Annotated in this window: 18 protein-coding genes and 1 tRNA gene; 5 read left to right on the top strand and 14 right to left on the bottom strand. The window is 54.8% G+C overall.

Features of this window, described 5'->3' with window-relative positions; all coding sequences use genetic code 11:
* Nucleotide 1 precedes the first annotated feature (1 nt).
* The 3 genes from ggt to AC2FLU_RS14940 all read right to left on the bottom strand — a co-directional run bounded on the left by ggt (nt 2) and on the right by AC2FLU_RS14940 (nt 3,300).
* Nucleotides 2-1,792, bottom strand: coding sequence for a gamma-glutamyltransferase (gene ggt / locus AC2FLU_RS14950; protein WP_480554006.1), 1,791 nt, complete (start codon nt 1,790-1,792; stop codon nt 2-4).
* Between the two features lie 111 nt (nt 1,793-1,903).
* Entirely contained in the window at nt 1,904-2,293 is a 390-nt protein-coding gene (locus tag AC2FLU_RS14945) for a GFA family protein (RefSeq protein ID WP_496809089.1), read from the bottom strand.
* A 20-nt stretch (nt 2,294-2,313) separates the two neighbouring features.
* The gene (locus AC2FLU_RS14940) at nt 2,314-3,300 is read right to left on the bottom strand and encodes a 2-hydroxyacid dehydrogenase (protein WP_496809162.1); all 987 of its coding nucleotides are present in this window, start codon (nt 3,298-3,300) and stop codon (nt 2,314-2,316) included.
* A 198-nt stretch (nt 3,301-3,498) separates the two neighbouring features.
* Here AC2FLU_RS14940 and AC2FLU_RS14935 point away from each other — a divergent pair, with 198 nt between their 5' ends.
* From AC2FLU_RS14935 to AC2FLU_RS14920, 4 genes are all read left to right on the top strand, one after another.
* Complete coding sequence (locus AC2FLU_RS14935) at nt 3,499-3,960, top strand: SH3 domain-containing protein (protein WP_480476912.1); 462 nt, start codon at nt 3,499-3,501, stop codon at nt 3,958-3,960.
* A 111-nt stretch (nt 3,961-4,071) separates the two neighbouring features.
* Entirely contained in the window at nt 4,072-5,061 is a 990-nt protein-coding gene (locus AC2FLU_RS14930) for an NADPH:quinone reductase (protein WP_480475677.1), read from the top strand.
* A gap of 90 nt (nt 5,062-5,151) precedes the next feature.
* Nucleotides 5,152-5,226 (top strand) — tRNA-Gln (locus tag AC2FLU_RS14925).
* Nucleotides 5,227-5,737: 511 nt separating this feature from the next.
* Entirely contained in the window at nt 5,738-6,166 is a 429-nt protein-coding gene (locus tag AC2FLU_RS14920; protein WP_496812036.1) for a hypothetical protein, read from the top strand.
* On the opposite strand, the gene AC2FLU_RS14915 is transcribed toward AC2FLU_RS14920, so the two are convergent.
* From AC2FLU_RS14915 to AC2FLU_RS14880, 8 genes are all read right to left on the bottom strand, one after another.
* On the bottom strand, nt 6,163-7,587 hold the full coding sequence (locus AC2FLU_RS14915; RefSeq protein ID WP_496812035.1) for a hypothetical protein: 1,425 nt from the start codon (nt 7,585-7,587) through the stop codon (nt 6,163-6,165). The genes AC2FLU_RS14920 and AC2FLU_RS14915 overlap by 4 nt on opposite strands.
* A 497-nt stretch (nt 7,588-8,084) precedes the next feature.
* Entirely contained in the window at nt 8,085-8,756 is a 672-nt protein-coding gene (locus tag AC2FLU_RS14910) for a DUF2726 domain-containing protein (RefSeq protein ID WP_496812034.1), read from the bottom strand.
* Between the two features lie 218 nt (nt 8,757-8,974).
* Nucleotides 8,975-9,793: a tellurite resistance TerB family protein gene (locus tag AC2FLU_RS14905; protein WP_496812033.1), complete on the bottom strand. Its 819-nt coding sequence runs from the start codon at nt 9,791-9,793 to the stop codon at nt 8,975-8,977.
* Between the two features lie 24 nt (nt 9,794-9,817).
* Nucleotides 9,818-10,291, bottom strand: a complete 474-nt coding sequence (locus AC2FLU_RS14900; RefSeq protein ID WP_496812032.1) for a hypothetical protein — start codon at nt 10,289-10,291, stop codon at nt 9,818-9,820.
* A 141-nt stretch (nt 10,292-10,432) separates the two neighbouring features.
* Nucleotides 10,433-10,609, bottom strand: coding sequence for a hypothetical protein (locus AC2FLU_RS14895; RefSeq protein ID WP_496812031.1), 177 nt, complete (start codon nt 10,607-10,609; stop codon nt 10,433-10,435).
* Nucleotides 10,606-11,910, bottom strand: a complete 1,305-nt coding sequence (locus AC2FLU_RS14890; RefSeq protein WP_496812030.1) for a DUF6538 domain-containing protein — start codon at nt 11,908-11,910, stop codon at nt 10,606-10,608. Before AC2FLU_RS14890 ends, AC2FLU_RS14895 begins: the two co-directional genes overlap by 4 nt.
* Nucleotides 11,911-11,947: 37 nt before the next feature.
* Nucleotides 11,948-12,139, bottom strand: coding sequence for a hypothetical protein (locus AC2FLU_RS14885; RefSeq protein ID WP_496812029.1), 192 nt, complete (start codon nt 12,137-12,139; stop codon nt 11,948-11,950).
* On the bottom strand, nt 12,132-12,299 hold the full coding sequence (locus AC2FLU_RS14880; protein WP_496812028.1) for a hypothetical protein: 168 nt from the start codon (nt 12,297-12,299) through the stop codon (nt 12,132-12,134). The genes AC2FLU_RS14885 and AC2FLU_RS14880 overlap by 8 nt, the downstream gene beginning before the upstream one ends.
* A 267-nt stretch (nt 12,300-12,566) precedes the next feature.
* Here AC2FLU_RS14880 and AC2FLU_RS14875 point away from each other — a divergent pair, with 267 nt between their 5' ends.
* The gene (locus AC2FLU_RS14875; protein ID WP_496812027.1) at nt 12,567-12,965 is read left to right on the top strand and encodes a hypothetical protein; all 399 of its coding nucleotides are present in this window, start codon (nt 12,567-12,569) and stop codon (nt 12,963-12,965) included.
* A 551-nt stretch (nt 12,966-13,516) separates the two neighbouring features.
* Here the strand turns inward: AC2FLU_RS14875 and AC2FLU_RS14870 are convergent.
* From AC2FLU_RS14870 to AC2FLU_RS14860, 3 genes are read right to left on the bottom strand one after another with little or no spacing between them, the layout of a single operon-like run.
* The gene (locus AC2FLU_RS14870) at nt 13,517-15,145 is read right to left on the bottom strand and encodes a recombinase family protein (protein ID WP_496812026.1); all 1,629 of its coding nucleotides are present in this window, start codon (nt 15,143-15,145) and stop codon (nt 13,517-13,519) included.
* Nucleotides 15,145-15,561, bottom strand: a complete 417-nt coding sequence (locus tag AC2FLU_RS14865; RefSeq protein WP_496812025.1) for a DUF2924 domain-containing protein — start codon at nt 15,559-15,561, stop codon at nt 15,145-15,147. Before AC2FLU_RS14865 ends, AC2FLU_RS14870 begins: the two co-directional genes overlap by 1 nt.
* A gap of 5 nt (nt 15,562-15,566) precedes the next feature.
* On the bottom strand, nt 15,567-15,821 hold the full coding sequence (locus tag AC2FLU_RS14860) for a DUF3489 domain-containing protein (RefSeq protein WP_496809086.1): 255 nt from the start codon (nt 15,819-15,821) through the stop codon (nt 15,567-15,569).
* Nucleotides 15,822-16,852 lie beyond the last annotated feature (1,031 nt).

Below are 16,852 nucleotides of genomic sequence, written 5' to 3'. Positions count from 1 at the left end.
CCTATTCGCCCAGCGCAATCCCTTCGCGGCGCGGGTCGGCACCACCGCTCAGCCTGTCACCGATTTCGATGGCGTGCAGCCCCGAAGTCAGGTCGCGTGCGTTGACTTCGAAACCCAGCTGAGCAAGCGCGTCTGTAAAACCTTCTGCCGAAGTCGCAGCCTCGACATCATATGTTCCGAACCGGTTGACCAGATGAGGTAGGGAAACCGCTTGCTGCACATCCATTCCCCAATCGGCCCAGGCGATGATGGACTTGGCGACATAGCCGATAATCCGGCTGCCGCCCGGAGACCCGATAGCCAGAACCGGCTCACCATCCCGCAACACGATGGTCGGGCTCATGGATGAGCGCGGACGCTTGCCGGGCTCCAGCCGGTTGGCAATCGGCACACCGTCGCTGTGTGTCTTGAACGAGAAATCAGTAAGCTCGTTGTTCAGCAGGAACCCGTTTGTCATCAGGCGCGACCCAAAACCATTCTCGATCGTCGTCGTCATCGACAACACATTGCCATAGCTGTCCACGATCGAGATATGCGAGGTTGACGGCAGTTCCAGCGACACGTCGTCCGCCCAAATCAAAGCATGGTCAAATTCCGGTTTACCCGGTGCGACCTCGGACAAGGCCACTTCGCTTTCCAGCAACGCCGCCCGCTGGGACAAGTAACCCGGATCAACCAGCCCCTTGGTGGGCATGGGTATGAAATCGCTATCTGCCATGTACCGCCCACGATCCGCAAAGGCGAGGCGCGAAGCATCGCCGATCAGGCGCCATGCCTCGGCACTTTCGGCGCCCATTGCTGCAAGGTCATAGCTGTTCAACATCCCCAGAATCTGCCCGACGGTCAGGGCACCCGACGACGGCGGGCCCATGCCGCAAACCTCGTAGGCACGGTATTCGGCACAGACCGGTTCACGTTCGATCACCTGGTAGAGCGCCAGATCCACCCCCGCAAGAACGCCGGGATTTCCGGGGGCGTTTCGGACTGTTCGCACAATATCCGCAGCGATCTCACCTCCGTAAAACCCCGCAGCGCCCTCGCTGGCCAGCACGTGCAATGTTTCGGCATAATCCGGGTTCATCAAACGCTGTCCCTGCTGCAACGGCTGACCATCAGGCAGGAAGTATGCGGCTGTTTCGGGAAAGCGCGACAGGCGGTCAGCATCGTTTTCGACAAGGCTGGCCAGACGCGGGGACACCAGAAACCCTTCATCCGCCAGTCGGATGCCATCGGCAAACAACCCGGGCCAGGACGCGCGCCCCCATCTTCGGTGCGCCTCTTCCAGCAGTGCAGGCGTACCCGGTGTACCCACCGACAATCCGCCCACCACCGCATCGAAGAATTTCAGCGGCTCGCCGTTTTCGTCCTGAAAGAGCGTCGGGGTTGCGGCAAGCGGTGCTGTTTCGCGGCCGTCCAGCGTCGTCATTTGCCCGCTGGCCGCGTCGTACCAAACCAGAAACGCACCCCCGCCCAGACCAGAGGATTGCGGCTCGACCAGCCCCAGCACGACCTGCACAGCCACCATCGCATCCGCGGCAGACCCGCCCGCGCGCAGCACTTTGGCCCCGGCCTCCACCGCCAGCGGATTGGCCGCAGCTATCATCCAGTTTTCGGATGTGACCGGAACTCCCTCAAGCTTGGCTTCGAGGGCTGCAATAACCTCATCGGTCATCGCCTGAACCTGCCCCTCTGTCGCGCCCTCGGGTGCAACGGCATCGGCTGTTTCCTGCGCGAACCCCGGTGTCGAAATAGTAAGTGCGGTAGTAAGCAGCAGTGCTGAAACATGTCTCATCTGTTCTAACCCTCCAATACAATCTTTACTTTCAATCCTGTAAGGATTTTGCCCCCTCTGCAACGAGCAGGCATGGCAGCGTGTTATCACAACGAAGTTTCGCTATATCCGTTATGGTTCGGTTTCTTCGGCGCGACGATCCTGATCATAGCGGGTCATTCCGGTGAATTCGGGCAGCCACGCTTCGCGCCGTGTGGTCCAGCATTCATATGTCGGTGTGAATTGGTCAGGCGCATCAAGGCTCCCCAAATGCACTTCGACTTCGGCACCGCTTCGGGCAAATACCGGAGATCCGCAATCAGGGCAAAAGTACCGGTCGGAATAGCTTTTTGCCTTGCCGATTATCCTAACCGCATCCGCCTGAAAAATGGCTGCTGCATAGAACAACGCGCCATGGTGTTTGCGGCAGTCCAGACAATGACAAATCCCGACGCGAAGAGGACGGCCCGAAGCCTTGATGCGCAGATTTCCACAGCGGCATCCCCCTTCAAACAAATCCATCCATGATCCTTTCCGACGCGTCAGAGCATCGCAGGCACAACCTGATCCGGTGGGCGGTGGCCATCTTCGAAGGTTTTGATGTTGATGATAACCTTTTCACCCATCTCAACCCGGCCCTCCAACGTGGCCGACCCCATATGCGGCAGTAGAACCACGTTGGGCAATTGCCGCAAGCGCGGGTTCACACTGGTTCCCTGTTCGTAGACATCCAGCCCCGCGCCCGCAATTTCCCCCGTACGGATCATCCGGGTCAAAGCGTTCTCGTCAATAACCTCACCCCGCGAAGTATTCACGATCACTGCCGAGGGTTTCATTAGCTTCAGGCGGCGCGCGTTCATCAGGTGGAAGGTCGACGGCGTCGATGGACAGTTGATCGATATCACATCCATACGCGCCACCATCTGATCCAGGCTTTCCCAATAGGTCGCCTCCAGTTCTTGCTCAATCTCTGAGCGCAATCGGCGGCGGTTGTGATAATGGATCTGCATACCAAACGCCTTGGCGCGGCGGGCCACGGCCTGTCCGATCCGGCCCATACCCAGAATTCCCAGTCGCCGCCCGCCAATGCGACCACCCAGAAACGCGGTGGGTGCCCACCCGGTCCAGTCGCCTTGCTGCATGACGCTCAACCCTTCGGGAATGCGCCGTGTCACAGCGAGAATCAGGGCCATGGTCATATCTGCCGTGTCGTCGGTCAGCACGCCGGGCGTGTTGGACACCAATATGCCGCGCTGCCGCGCCGTCGCCACATCGATATTGTCGACACCAGCCCCGTAATTGGCGATCAGCCGCAACTTTTCACCCGCCTGACCCAATAGCCCGCCATCAATGGTATCGGTCACCGTGGGCACCAGCACATCGGCATCCTGCACCGCTGCTACTAATTCCTCACGCGTCATTGGGGTGTCGTCGTCGCGCAGGCGCACGTTAAACAATTCGCTTAACCGGGTTTCTACTGCCTCAGGCAACCGTCGCGTAACAACAACACTTAAACGTTCTCTTGGCACCTCGGCTCTCCCACTGCTTTGCAAACGGACGCGCGCCATGGCATCGTGGCGCAGGATAAGGCGGGGCACAAGAACCCCAATGGCATTGAGTCGACCTTTTTTCAAAACCGGATCAACAGGCATAAGAGCGGGCAGTCAGTGAGTGGCATTCTACCTGTAAAACGCCGATCTCTGGCGGCAGTTTCCGTATTTCTGGTCATGTTCGGTGTCTGTGCCGCACATGCCGAGGTAAAACGCGGTTCGGTCACCAACCTACCCCTGCCCCGCTATGTTTCGATGAAGGCAGCCGAAGGCAACGTGCGACGCGGACCATCCCTAACCCACCGAATCGACTGGGTATTCAAACGGCGCGGCATGCCGCTGCAGGTCACCGCCGAATACGGAAACTGGCGCAAGGTTCAGGACCGCGACGGCGCGGGTGGCTGGGTTCACTATGCCTTGTTGTCTGGCGTTCGAACGGTGCTGATCGAATCCGAGATGCTGCCTGTTTATGCCCGCCCCGATCTAGCCTCGCCCGTGAACGCTCATTTCGAGACCGGAGTAGTGGCGCGCCTTGGAACCTGTTCGCAGGACTGGTGCCGGATCACCGCTGGCGGATACCGTGGCTGGACATTGAAATCGAACCTTTGGGGCGTCGATCCTTCCGAAATTCGGGAATAGGCGAAAGACGAATTCCGGTATCCGCGGTTGCGCATCGCCCTGAAAAAGCGCGACAAGGTGTTTGAGTTACCGGCCCAATCGCCGCTTAACTCGACCTAAATGGAGGACGCTATGCGCGCAGTCACTTATTCAGCCTTCGGAGACGCTGTCGATGTCTTGCGTATACAGGATATTCCCCTGATCCAGCCTGAACCAGGTGAAGTCACGGTCGAGTTGTCCTATTCCGGCGTAAACCCCTCGGATATCAAGGCCCGTGCGGGAACCCGGCCGGGTGTCACGGAACCCCCGTTTCCGCTGATCGTTCCGCACAGCGACGGGGCTGGAGTCATCACAGCGGTTGGCGATGGAGTACCCGCGGCGCGGATTGGCCGGCGCGTGTGGATTTGGAACGGGCAATGGCAGCGCGCATTTGGTACAGCTGCCAGCCACATCACCCTGCCCGAATCTCAGGCTGTCGAACTGCCCGAGACAGTGTCACTTGAAACCGGGGCAATTCTTGGAATTCCGGGCCTAACCGCAAGCCATGCGGTGTTCTCGGGCGGCGCACCGGGCGGGCAAACCATATTGATCCATGGCGGGGCGGGCACCGTCGGGTATCTGGCTGTGCAGCTTGCCAAATGGGCCGGAGCCAAAGTGATCGCAACGGCCAGCGCCCGCAACTTTGACCGGGTCAAGGCAGCTGGTGCGGATGTCGTGCTCGACTACACCGGTGAACACCTTTCGGATCAGATCCTCGATGCAAATGATGGGCATGCAATCGGTCGAATCGTCGATGTCGAATTTGGACAGAACCTTGCCACCAACATTGCCGTCATCGCCGAAAACGGCCGTATCAACGCATATGGATCTGCCCGGAATATGACACCTGTCTTTCCCTTTGGACCCATGATGTTCAAGGCCGTGACGCTCGAAGCGGTTCTGATCTACCTGCTGCCCGCGGACTTGCGCGCCACCGCAATAAAGACATTACACAAGGCACTGACTGATGGCGCACTGATCTGCCCCGTTCACAAGGTCTTTACGTTGGAAGAATGCGCTGCGGCCCATGCGCTGGTACAAGAAGGCAACCGTACCGGAGCGGTGTTGATCGATACCAAATGAGGGGCCTTCAAAAAAAATTTACGGCGCTCGCTTTTTTTGCAAAACGCTCTTGAACCCTGCCATCAACAATCGTAGATAGCCGCTCACCGTTGGGGTGTAGCCAAGTGGTAAGGCAGCGGTTTTTGGTACCGTGTATCGTAGGTTCGAATCCTACCACCCCAGCCAGCTCATCAGAACATAGAACGACAGCAGGGACTTGGGTCACCGATACCCGAGAAATGCCCCCGTTTATGCCCCAGTGGTTTCGGGTGTTCTGACGTCCTATTTCCTGACCTCTAGCTGGGGTTCTATGGGGGTGGGGAATAGGTATAAGTAATGAATAGAAACCGGAGGATAGAGAGACCCGAGTATCCTCGTTCCTGATCTATAATACACAGAGGGAGGATGAGGTTATGGGGGAGATAGAGAACCCATGGCACTCGCGACCAATCGATGTTCACCGCTGGTCGGATCACCCTGAGGTCGCTGAATTGGTCGACCGCATCTGGGACGACTACCTGCCGAGTGATCAGACGTCTGGACCGAAGCCGAAATACCCATCGAATTCAGAGAAACGAGCGCTTTGAGTACTAGAGCCCCAACATCCCCGAGTGCTTTCAGAAAATTAGTCGAGGAGGGAATTGACCAGAGCTATTCGGGTTTCCTCCAACTGAATGGAGGCCCCAAAGCGGCGGCCATGTATTTTTCCGCCATATGGGGAATATTCGAACTTCAAGCTCTGAACTGCAACGCAAACCAGATCAGCATCCGCGACTTCGCAGAGCGCGCCGATCCGTCTCGCGAGCAATTTCGGGAGTTTCAGCCTGCATTTGATTATTTTGTGGGTAGGTACAGAAATGGGCACCAAACTATCCAGCTGTTCGAAACTATGGTTGGCAGAGACACCGGTATTCGCAATGCAATCAGCGACGCGTTGCTGGAGAACACAGCTTCCGACACTGACAAGCTGAACGCGCTACTGCTGATAGCTTATTGCTTCCGCAACAACCTATTTCACGGCAAAAAGTGGGCTTGGGGCTTGCACGACCAATACGAAAACTTGGCTACGGCTACGTTGGTTCTCGTCGAAACTCTGAGGGCATTTGAAGGAATCGTGAATACCTAGAACGGCACCACCTCTCGCCCTGTCCGCCTCTCATGTTCCGCCAGCCTCTGAAGATAACCTTCGGACCGGGCCGTCTGCCGCCATATCACATAATCTTTCACTTGGTCGGCACTGGGGTCGGCTTGTTCGTCCAGCCCATAGAACTGGTTCGACGTTGGCAACGGAGCACCGGCCACTTCTTCTGAAGCCTCGGCCATCACCCGCTTCAGTTCGCCCACTCTGGTGTAATCGACGATAAAACTGTCATGCACGGATAAGACTGGAACGGCTTGATCGCAGAAGTAACGATGAACGCGCTCCGCTATCTGGCTATCAAGGTGCATCAACTGGATACCTTGATCCGCGAACAAAAAGTCTCTGATATGAGGGGTCTTCTCTAAGAAACCAGCCAGTAATGCACCCAGTTGTTCGTTAGTCAGTGTCTTGCCTGCGTGGCCGGTTGGGTATCCGTCTCGAAACGCCCGGAAAGCAGCATCCCTAGAACCAGCGTTTATCGCTGTGAGTACAAGCCGCTTGATAAATTGACGCTGTAGCACTGGAGGCAGCCATGCACCCAGTATGTCAGGCAACTCATAAGGGTCGCCAGCAAGTTCTTTTCCGGCTCGAAGGCTAAGCAGCGAAACATGAAGACTGCGAAAATCCACCTCGACGACAGGAGTGTCATTAATGAAAATTTTTGACCGCCAGACGCTGTTGATCTGCTGCCACCAGCCACCATGAAATCGGCCATTTAAGTTGAAGTTCGAACGGCTGAATATTCGGCGGGTAAACTTGTGATGATGGTCGGTGGTGACATCATCGACCCTTGGTTCATCCAAAACAGGAATGTCGATAAAGGTTTCGGCAATTATCTGATTGTAGCGCTCAAGTTCCGCCCGCATTCGGATGATATCATCGGTGTCTTCGTACTCAACCAAAGACTCAGCGTCGTCGCCTCTGAGGATGATGATCTCCTCGCCTTCAACCCGACCAACGTCGTCTCGCTGGAACGCTACTTCAGCGAACCACTCCTGTAGCACTTTTGAGGCTCGTATCCGTGTTGTCCTATTTCCCCGAGCTAAAGGTCCGGAATAGCTACCCTTGGCGACGTCCAGTAGCTTTGCCTTAATCAGGGCATGGATGATTGGGATAATTTTCTTGGAAATGTGGATCGCGTTATAGCGGGAAGACGTGTCCCAATAGTTCGATGACATCGAGACCCCGATCGACAGTTCAGGGTCCTCCAGCCAAGCCACATAGAGGTCCAGGACCAACACCCGCAGTTGATGTCTGAATGCAGTCTTCGGCTTCGGTCCAGACGTCTGATCACTCGGCAGGTAGTCGTCCCAGATGCGGTCGACCAATTCAGCGACCTCAGGGTGATCCGACCAGCGGTGAACATCGATTGGTCGCGAGTGCCATGGGTTCTCTATCTCCCCCATAACCTCATCCTCCCTCTGTGTATTATAGATCAGGAACGAGGATACTCGGGTCTCTCTATCCTCCGGTTTCTATTCATTACTTATACCTATTCCCCACCCCCATAGAACCCCAGCTAGAGGTCAGGAAATAGGACGTCAGAACACCCGAAACCACTGGGGCATAAACGGGGGCATTTCTCGGGTATCGGTGACCCAAGTCCCTGCTGTCGTTCTATGTTCTGATGAGCTGGCTGGGGTGGTAGGAATCCTTGCCCCCCGATGATTAGACTCAGCTTTTCCCACTAGCCCGAAAAACTGGGGCGGTTTCGGGGGCATTCGCTAAGCTCTGCGACGGGCATTTTGACCGCTAGAGAGACCCGTTACGAGACCGCTAGAGAGCCGCTGGCAGGTGCCGACAGGAGCTAACGAGACCGTACTCTGGCACTGAGACGACCGCTGACGAGGCGTTCCGGGGCGCTGACGGGTGCTGGTGCTGGAGTTTGGTGACAGGAGGCTAATCAATTGGCACTTGATAAGGGCTTATCGCAAAGCAGGTTCCTAACTCGACATGATATCTCTTCCGGCGACCATGACTGCTGCACTTCGACCAACTCTACGCCTGCCCGCCTGAGTGCTTCGCGTTTTACGGCGTCTCGCATGAAAGTCTTATGATGATAATGACCTGAGCCTTGGACTTCTACGGCCACCGCAAGCAGCCCATATTTGTCAACGATAGCGATATCCAAGCGCTTTGAATTGATAGATGCGAACGCCGATTTTCGTGCTTCATCTGTTCCAGAGTTTGATTTTGGTTGGATTAACTCACCTAAGCTAGTCTGAGCCATTATTCGGTGACCATCGCCAATTTCCTCTATCAGTCGTTCTAGTATCCGGAGTACGCTGTATTCCGTTTTATTCATCAACTTACGTTTCTCGAAGTTCACCAAAGAAATTGCTTGAAGTTGTGTTTCTGGTTTAGTGATGTCCGGTGTGCTTGTCGGAAATTGCAGAGCAGTTTTGGGCTGAAAATACTTCTGTTGACGTGGTTTCTTGAAAAATCCGGACCTTTTAGTCCACCCACTACGCATCCAGATTTTAATACACTGCCATAAGAAGAAAAATGCTATCAGGATCAGAACCAGAAGAGCCTCGTATCCGACTCCAAGATCACTAACGACTTCCCGTTTCATTTACTCGAACCACCTAGCTATTTTCTATCAGACTATTGCCGAGGTGATTGAAATCTCAAGAATAAAGTTCGCCTAATGAGGTAGTTGCCTAACGAAAGGCCACCAACACGTAAGAATTGATGAAGTTTGACGAAGCGCCTAGATGTTGCTGTCTTGGGTACTAAACTTTCAATAGTTAGGCAGGTCATTCAGAGAACTATGATACACGCGCAGGGGTGTTACGATGAGCTCCAAGGGAGTTTAGGTAACTGGAACCACGGGTCGTTGGGTAAGAAGTTTGCTACATGCTGAATGGCAAGCTCTTCCATTTCATGAATTTGCCCATCCGCATTGGCAATCTCGCGTAACAGGGTAACGACCTTTTCACGAACCTTCTTATGGTTGCAGTCCTTGCTCTCCAAAGTAAATTTGCGCAGCGCTTCGGTAAGCTGCTGCAGGGTCAATTCGTCCAGCTTAACCCGAAAAACATCGAGAGCTGCATTCACGAACAGCTCATCGTAACCCCAATCTTCAACAAAGTATGAGCGGATCACCTCAAGTTCTTCGTCGGTTATGTTTCCGTCGGCGGCAGCAACCTTCAATGTAAGAGGAGCGAGTAAGTCAAACAGTCCCACGGCCAAAACATCAAGCGGTGTGTTTATGAACTTCGGAATGACTTCTACACGCTCATCATCGAGTCCTTTCATCAGCCGGATTATTCCAAAGTAGGCTCCACCGGAAACGACACTAGCTGCAATTATCCAGCCAATTGGCGTGATCGCGGTGACCGTCGCGAACAAACCAAGAATTCCTCCAGTAGAAGTGGTGAAAAACGTCGATGCTACAGTTGCTGAACCTGCAATTTTCGCTCCAGCAGCAGATGCCCCTGCAATGTCCCAAAGTTCAAAAGCAGCGTTTCGAAGGGTCAATGTCTGGTAGGCTTTGTCCCCGATCTCTAAGCGTGCCTTGAACCGAAGCGGGTCAGCAACCACACGGTCAGTTTTGCTCAATGCAGCCCTTGAAATCGAGTCAGAAGCGTCTGTTACTTTTTTGCCCATATCTGTTCCAATTTGTTTGGAAATTCAGGTTCTCAATGCTTCGAACTGCGCCAAAGAGGTCCGAATACGCCGCTCAATGGCCTTGTCCGCAAAGTCCATCACTGCGCCTGCGGACATTCCGAATAAAATTAAAACAGGAGTAACGACTGGACCCAGCACCCACCCAATCACCGGGATTGAACTCACTAAAGTTCCTGCAATCGCTCCGAAAACAACTCCGAAGCTTGTATTCGGATAGGCTTTGATGATTTCGAGAACCGTCTCAAGAATCTTTTGGCCGATCTTGATGACTGTCTCTCCCACTCGGATTACTTTCGTCGCGACCTGAAACAAAAGCGCCTTCGCATCAGCCGACACTGCTAGATTATCGATTTTTGCCTTCAGTTCCCCGGACGACATGTTCAGTGACGCCAATGACTGTAAATCTTCACCTGAAACATCGGACACTTCCTGAGATACGGTCTCGCCGGTATCCCCCGCTATTCCGGTAACTTTCATCACATACCCTCAAATCCAAACACGTAACCAACTAGATTATCGCTATTTTCCATCCCATTCTCGCCGCGTAATTTCGAAGCGGCAAGAAAAAATATCAAAGTGATCCCCCGGCAACCCGCTAAGGGCCGCCGAGGGATAGGTTTACGAGGGTGGTCGCCGCTGGACGACATAGTCAGCCAGCCACTGCCAGTAGGCTTCGGCATCACGGAATCCCTGAGCCTGAGCCGCGAGGTTCTCAGCTTCCCGACGGGCACAGCCACCATCGTATTCAGCAATAGCGGCCCGTTCCTCAAACGCGTCAATGTCCGGGAAACTCATTCGGGGAGCCGTATCTGGTCAACGATCGAACGACGTTGCTCGTCACTGATACCTGCCGAATAGATGCCGTAGGTGATCCCGTTCTCCGACCGTGCCGATTGGTGACCGACCAGAGAGGCTGTGAAGTGTTCGGGGACACCTGTTCGCTCGCATTGGGTCACAAACCACTTGCGGGTCGAATGAAACACCAATCCCGGTCGCTCCAGACCCAGCCGCCGTCTTAGTCGTGCAAATCCCTTTGTGACATGCGCCACGGTCAGGTCAGGAAACAGAGGGCCATGGCTAGGCAGTTTCCGGAAGGCCTCATCCAGCACCGGGTGAACCGGAACCAGTCGTTCAGCGGCGTCAGTCTTCAACAGCCGCAGTCGGTTAGGTCGAACATGCACGAAGCAACCGAGGTTGCCTTTGGCCACGAGGTCTTCCCGGAGCAGCCCAACCGCTTCCCCCGCTCGCATTCCTGATAGCAGGCAGGTCAGCAGAACCGAATGCAATTCTCGGTCTTTGGCTCCCAGCAATCCCACCACTTCATCGTCAGTCGGAACCGCATAGGGTTGAGGGCGTATCTTACGGTCGAAGGGCACCGTCCGGAACGGGTTGGCCTCCAGATGCCCCTCATAGACCACCCAGTCGAGGAAGTGATTGACCTGCGACCAGATGCGCCGCTGGGTTCTGGCGGTTATCGTCAAAGACCCCTGAGACGAGTGGGTAACGAGTTGGTCCAGGGTTAACCCCCGAGTCCGTTCCGACTTGCCAATCATTGGAGACAGTTGAGCTATCGCTGACAGGAACTCTCGCCCCTCCGCCCGCGTCAGGCTGCAAACCGTTCGGTCACCATATCGGCTCGTGAACAGCCCAACGGAGTATCGGACCGACTTGAACCCGCCTGGTCGCAGTTGACTACTGCGCCCGGCGAGATAGGCGCGGCTCAGGTCGCGGATCACCACCTTTACCGGCACGACGGGTCGGGGGAAGGCAGGGCCATCCAGAACTGTACCAGAGTCCCCCAGAGTGGCCCGGAGACGGACGAGAGACGATTCTGGCTGGTCAACCCAATCAGGAACGTTAGCGTTGCTCTCCGTGCCAGACAGGGCTTCCTCTGCCTTGCTCCGGACTTGCTCCACCAGCGTTTCAAACCGGGCATTGACTTCAGCGGCTCGAACGCGGGCGGTGTTGCGATCCCCGGTCTTGAGGCTCTGCTTCAGCGCCTGAACGCCCAGCGCGAGAGCAACGTCAACGGGATAGTTGCGTCGGTAGAGCCACGTATGACCCTTCAGATAGGCATAGCGAATGTGAGCAGACATGAGTCTCCTCCTTTCAGATTTAGGATTTGGGTTGGGTTCAGTTGGTGGAGACGAGTCGAACGATCATCTCGAGGGCCGGTTCGCCGTAGGTACCAGCCAGAGGGCCGGTGACAGCAAAGCCGGTCACGCAGTCTTCGAACACCTCGTCTACGCGGAACAGATGTTCAGGGACGTCATCGAAGGCCTGGACGACCACGACGTCACCGGGGTTCAACTCAAGTTCAGCCATCGTCGGACCTCCACGTCCAGAGGACCGCCAGCAGAACCAGCGCCGAGACAGCGGGATGAGACCGCGCGACTACCCAGAGCATCGTCGTCAGGACGGCCTTGGGTGGTGGGTGCAAAAGAAAGCCCCTGGCGAGAACGCCGAGGGCAGACAGGTACTTCATGGATCAAACTCCTGCAGTTGCTTCTTTATTTAGATGCAGGAAGTTCCTCGGTTTCTGGGTGGTGCATGTGGATGTTGAGGGTGCCTGACCGGGAGAGTTGTGCTGCAAGGCTGACTCCCAGAAACATCCAGCGATACAACGGCTTGGCGCCATTCGCCACTTATGGAAAGCACTGATATAGTTCCACGTTTGATGATGACTTTCGCCATTCGAGAGTGATAGTGTCGTGGAAAGATCGTTATGCTGATGTCTTTTGGGGGGAGCGCAATGGGTATTCTGAATTGGCTAGTGTCAAAAGCAATCGGCATACCATCGGCCAAAGAAGCTGCGTTAAACAAGGCTAAAGATCTCTGCGAGATGAACGGAATTACTGATGTTCATCACTCCGAATATCGAGTAGATAGATCACAAACAAATCCACAGTATTACAAGGCAGTTTTCGTTGGTATTGGCGAAAAAAGTGGTCGAGATATTGGCTTCGTCATTGAAGTAGATGAAGATACAGGCTTCAGCCAAGGTGCAATAGTGGATGACGTCAAAATCACACACCACGCCAGAATGGCACGTGAATATTCTAGCAGTCCAACCCATCTGCGCGCCTATTCCATCTATGACCACTTTGTTGAAGAGTGTGGTGGTGAAAAAGAGCCGCTTAACCGACATTGATTGTTTTGAGATTTTGGTTATCTATGCGATTGTTGGCTACGGATCAGTGACACGCAAGCATCGAATAATGGCCAACTTTGGGCTCACACCGGACCTTCGTAGCACTAGGCTTGAACGACCACCCACCAGCACCCGTCAGCGCCCCGGAACGCCTCGTCAGCGGTCGTCTCAGTGCCAGAGTACGGTCTCGTTAGCTCCTGTCGGCACCTGCCAGCGGCTCTCTAGCGGTCTCGTAACGGGTCTCTCTAGCGGTCAAAATGCCCGTCGCAGAGCTTAGCGAATGCCCCCGAAACCGCCCCAGTTTTTCGGGCTAGTGGGAAAAGCTGAGTCTAATCATCGGGGGGCAAGGATTCCTACCACCCCAGCCATGATTTTCCCTAATCTCACGCACTGAATATATGGCCGCCTATTACCGCGTGTTTTCAGCAGGTTATCGTCCGGCTATTCGATCTGAGACCCGAACGTGAGCAAAACAATGGTCGAATTCAGGCCGCAGTCTCAGTTCGCGATTCCGGCGGTACGAGTTTGGTGACTTTGGAAGAGTCTGTAGATCAGAGCGCAGCGAACTGCTTGTGCTGATCTGACCAGATAGCCGGGAAGCCGGACTTGATCAGGTAATCCGTGGTCAGACCGTCAGGCTGTTCGCCTGCAGCGATGGCCTCCAGAACATCAGGCGCCAGCATTGCCAGATCGACGACATCCTGCACCCGGCGTCTGGAGGTGCCTTCCGATTCAGCAATTTCTGAGAACGTTCTGCCATCTACAATCATCGCTAACCAGCGGCGCGCTTTGATGACATTGCGGACAAGTGTTTGATCGATCTCAGGCGGTGCATCGCCAAGATGCAGTTTCAGCTCCACACCTCTGCGGCGCATCCGGAATGGCGCTTCGATCGTTAGTTCTTTGGCATCGACCTGATCCGCCCTGCACTCCATCGTTCGGGCCAGTGTCCGGAGATCCAGTTGCACCTTCAAAGACCCCTGTTGCAGATCTGCCCGCGCAATCAGGTCGAGGCATTTCCTGACGGATTGGCAATCTCTGAGACGCTCCGCTGCTGAAGCAATTTCGACCGCTGACATATCACGAACCAAAGATGTCACTGAGTGCGGTCGGCTCAGGTGTCGTTTGACCACTTCGGCCAGAAGGTTTTCAAGTTGCTCTGCCGGCAGCCGCCACGCATCCGGATACTTCTGACTGCGATCAGTCACCAGACGGGCAGATATGTAGTAGCGCAATCGTTTTCCATTTTTGCGACTATGACTGGGCGTCAGCCGATCTCCGGTCTCATCGAAGAGCTTCCCGGCGAGCAGTGATCGCTTCGCTTTTTGCTTTACGCCGCGCTCCCTGGCTGCTCCATCGGTAAGTAGCTGTTGCACCCGTTCCCACACTGCCGGGTCTATGATGGCAGGGTGCTGCCCCTCATAAACCTGCCCCTTGTGTCGGATGCGGCCAGCATAGATCGGATTGCTGAGCAAATGATGGATGTGTCCACGGTCAAAAAACGTACCGCCTGTCACGAGTCCGCCCGGGCGTCCCCGTCTCCGGGACCGGAGCTCCAGTGCCTCCGCCTGCTCTCTCACATCAAGAATAGACTGATGCTCCAGATAGAGATTAAAGAGCGTCCTGATGGTCTCAGCTTCTTTGTCGTCGATTTTCAGCGTCCGACCGTCAGCCTGATATCCAAGCGGAACATTCCCGCCCATCCACAGGCCTTTGCGTTTAGAGGCTGCAATTTTATCCCGGATACGTTCAGCGGTAACTTCCCGTTCGAACTGAGCGAAGCTGAGCAACACATTGAGGGTCAGGCGCCCCATGCTGGTAGACGTATTGAAGGACTGGGTAACGGACACGAACGATGCGTCGGCTGCGTCGAGACGGTCGACCAGCTTTGCGAAGTCAGCAAGCGAGCGCGTCAGCCGGTCGATCTTGTAGACAACAATCTGATCCACGCGTTTCTCGTCAACAGCCTGCATCAGTCGCTGCAACGCCGGGCGGTCAAGATGACCACCCGAGATACCGCCATCATCATAGTAATCCGGCAGTAACTCCCAACCCTCATGTTTTTGGCTGGCTATATAGGCTTCGCAGGCTTCCCGCTGGGCATCGAGTGAGTTGAAATCCTGCTCCAACCCCTCCTCCGAGCTTTTCCGAGTGTATATGGCGCAGCGGATACGTCGCATCACTGAACTCCGAAGAAGCGCGGACCTGACCAGTGTGCTCCGGTAATGTGCTTTGCGATGGCTGACAGGGAGCGCCACATCTTGCCGCCCATGATGAAACCACCATCCACAACTTCGACCTGATAGGTGCGTCCGTTCCATTCCCGCACCAGATGTGATCCCGGCTTCAGAGCAGGTGGCGGTGTTTTTCCCAACGCGATTTGACGCAGTCGGCGTTCTGTCTTCGCAGACAACCCGCCCAGTTCCCGGTTCTGTAGTTCCCAGATCAACACTCTTTTCATGAATTGTGGGGACAGGTTTTTTGGCGGCGACCGACCGAACACTTCCCGCCATCGGTCAAGACAGCCGGGGCGGTCCAGATGTTCAATGTCACAGAATACCTTCGCAAGGTCCCGGCTCGCGCGAGTAGGATCCATGGCGATCACACCCTCTTCACGATCCGGTAGACCGTACCTTTGTCAGATCCTGATCGCTCAACAACATGTCCCGCCTTGCGCATCATCGAAATCGCTGCGCGCGCAGAATGCGGTTGCCAGCCAAAGGCCTTCTGAATCTGCGCAATCGTGGCACCAGCCCTACGGGACAGCAATTTTTGCAACTGTTGCTGACGCGTCAGGTTGTTCCGGGCCGACTTGGCAGGTGGTGATTTGATTTCTGTATCAGATGAAGTTGTCATTAATGTCTCCACTTTGCGGACACAGGCTGATCCTGCTCCCCGTACCGAGTGGAGCCCGGCAAATCCGGGCGATTCTAGACATTTATCAGTACCGCTTCCGAACAACCTAAAGTCGAGCCGCTTTCGATAGGAAAGGCGGTAAAACAATAGCTCGTCGCACTGGCAAGAATGTCCCACATTGGGAATGTTTGCCGACATTTTACCTGTGATGCAGGTTTCCCATGGGCAATTAATCTATTCGACCAAACAATAAGAGTATTGCTACAAAGCTGGACGATATCTAACTGAGACTTTCTTGGATTGACGTTACTAGCGACTCGGTTCAGGTTGATGAGTATTTTCTTCCTTCAACCGTAAGAGGTTAATCAATGGGCAGTAGTGGTTCGGGTCAATTTTCAGACTATTCAGGATCTAAGCCTCAATCAAATGGTAATGGCACTTCATCGGGAGGCAGCAGCGGAACAGATCAATGCACAATGGCCTTTTCGACAGCGTTAGAAGAAGTCGGACAGTGCGCTTACTTTGCGACTAACGGATCAGTTCCTTCACCGGGAACGGAGCTGACAATTACAATATCAGGACGGGTCGTGGCGTTGGATCCAAATGGCGTTGTTGTCGGAGCACTCCCCACTCGGTTTAACTACCTCGCAGCGTGTTTGAACGACGGTTTCAACTATGTGGGCGTTGTTCAAAACTCCACCGAATCCCCCAATCCTCAAGTAGCCGTAGATTTTACAGTTGCCTGACTCTACTGCACCAAACCCGACCTTGATTGTAGGCGAAGTCTACGTTGACTACGTCCAACTAGGAAAGGGCCTCACGCCCAAGATGCGCCTAGGCGGTGTGATTCATGCCGCTCGAGGTTTGTGGGCATGTGGTTGTCCGTTCGCCGTTGCTGCAATTTGCCCGAGCTATCTTGTTCAAGAGGCCAAAGATTACCTTAAGGCACACGGTTGTTGATTTCCGCTGAGAAGTGACCCGGTATTTTCACCGAGATTTGACCCACCCTAGTCTATGTATCAGCGCTTATT

It is taken from the genome of Ruegeria sp. SAZD013, assembly GCF_059612525.1.
Note: the sequence above shows the minus strand (reverse complement) of the source record. Positions and strands in the feature narration are given on the sequence as shown.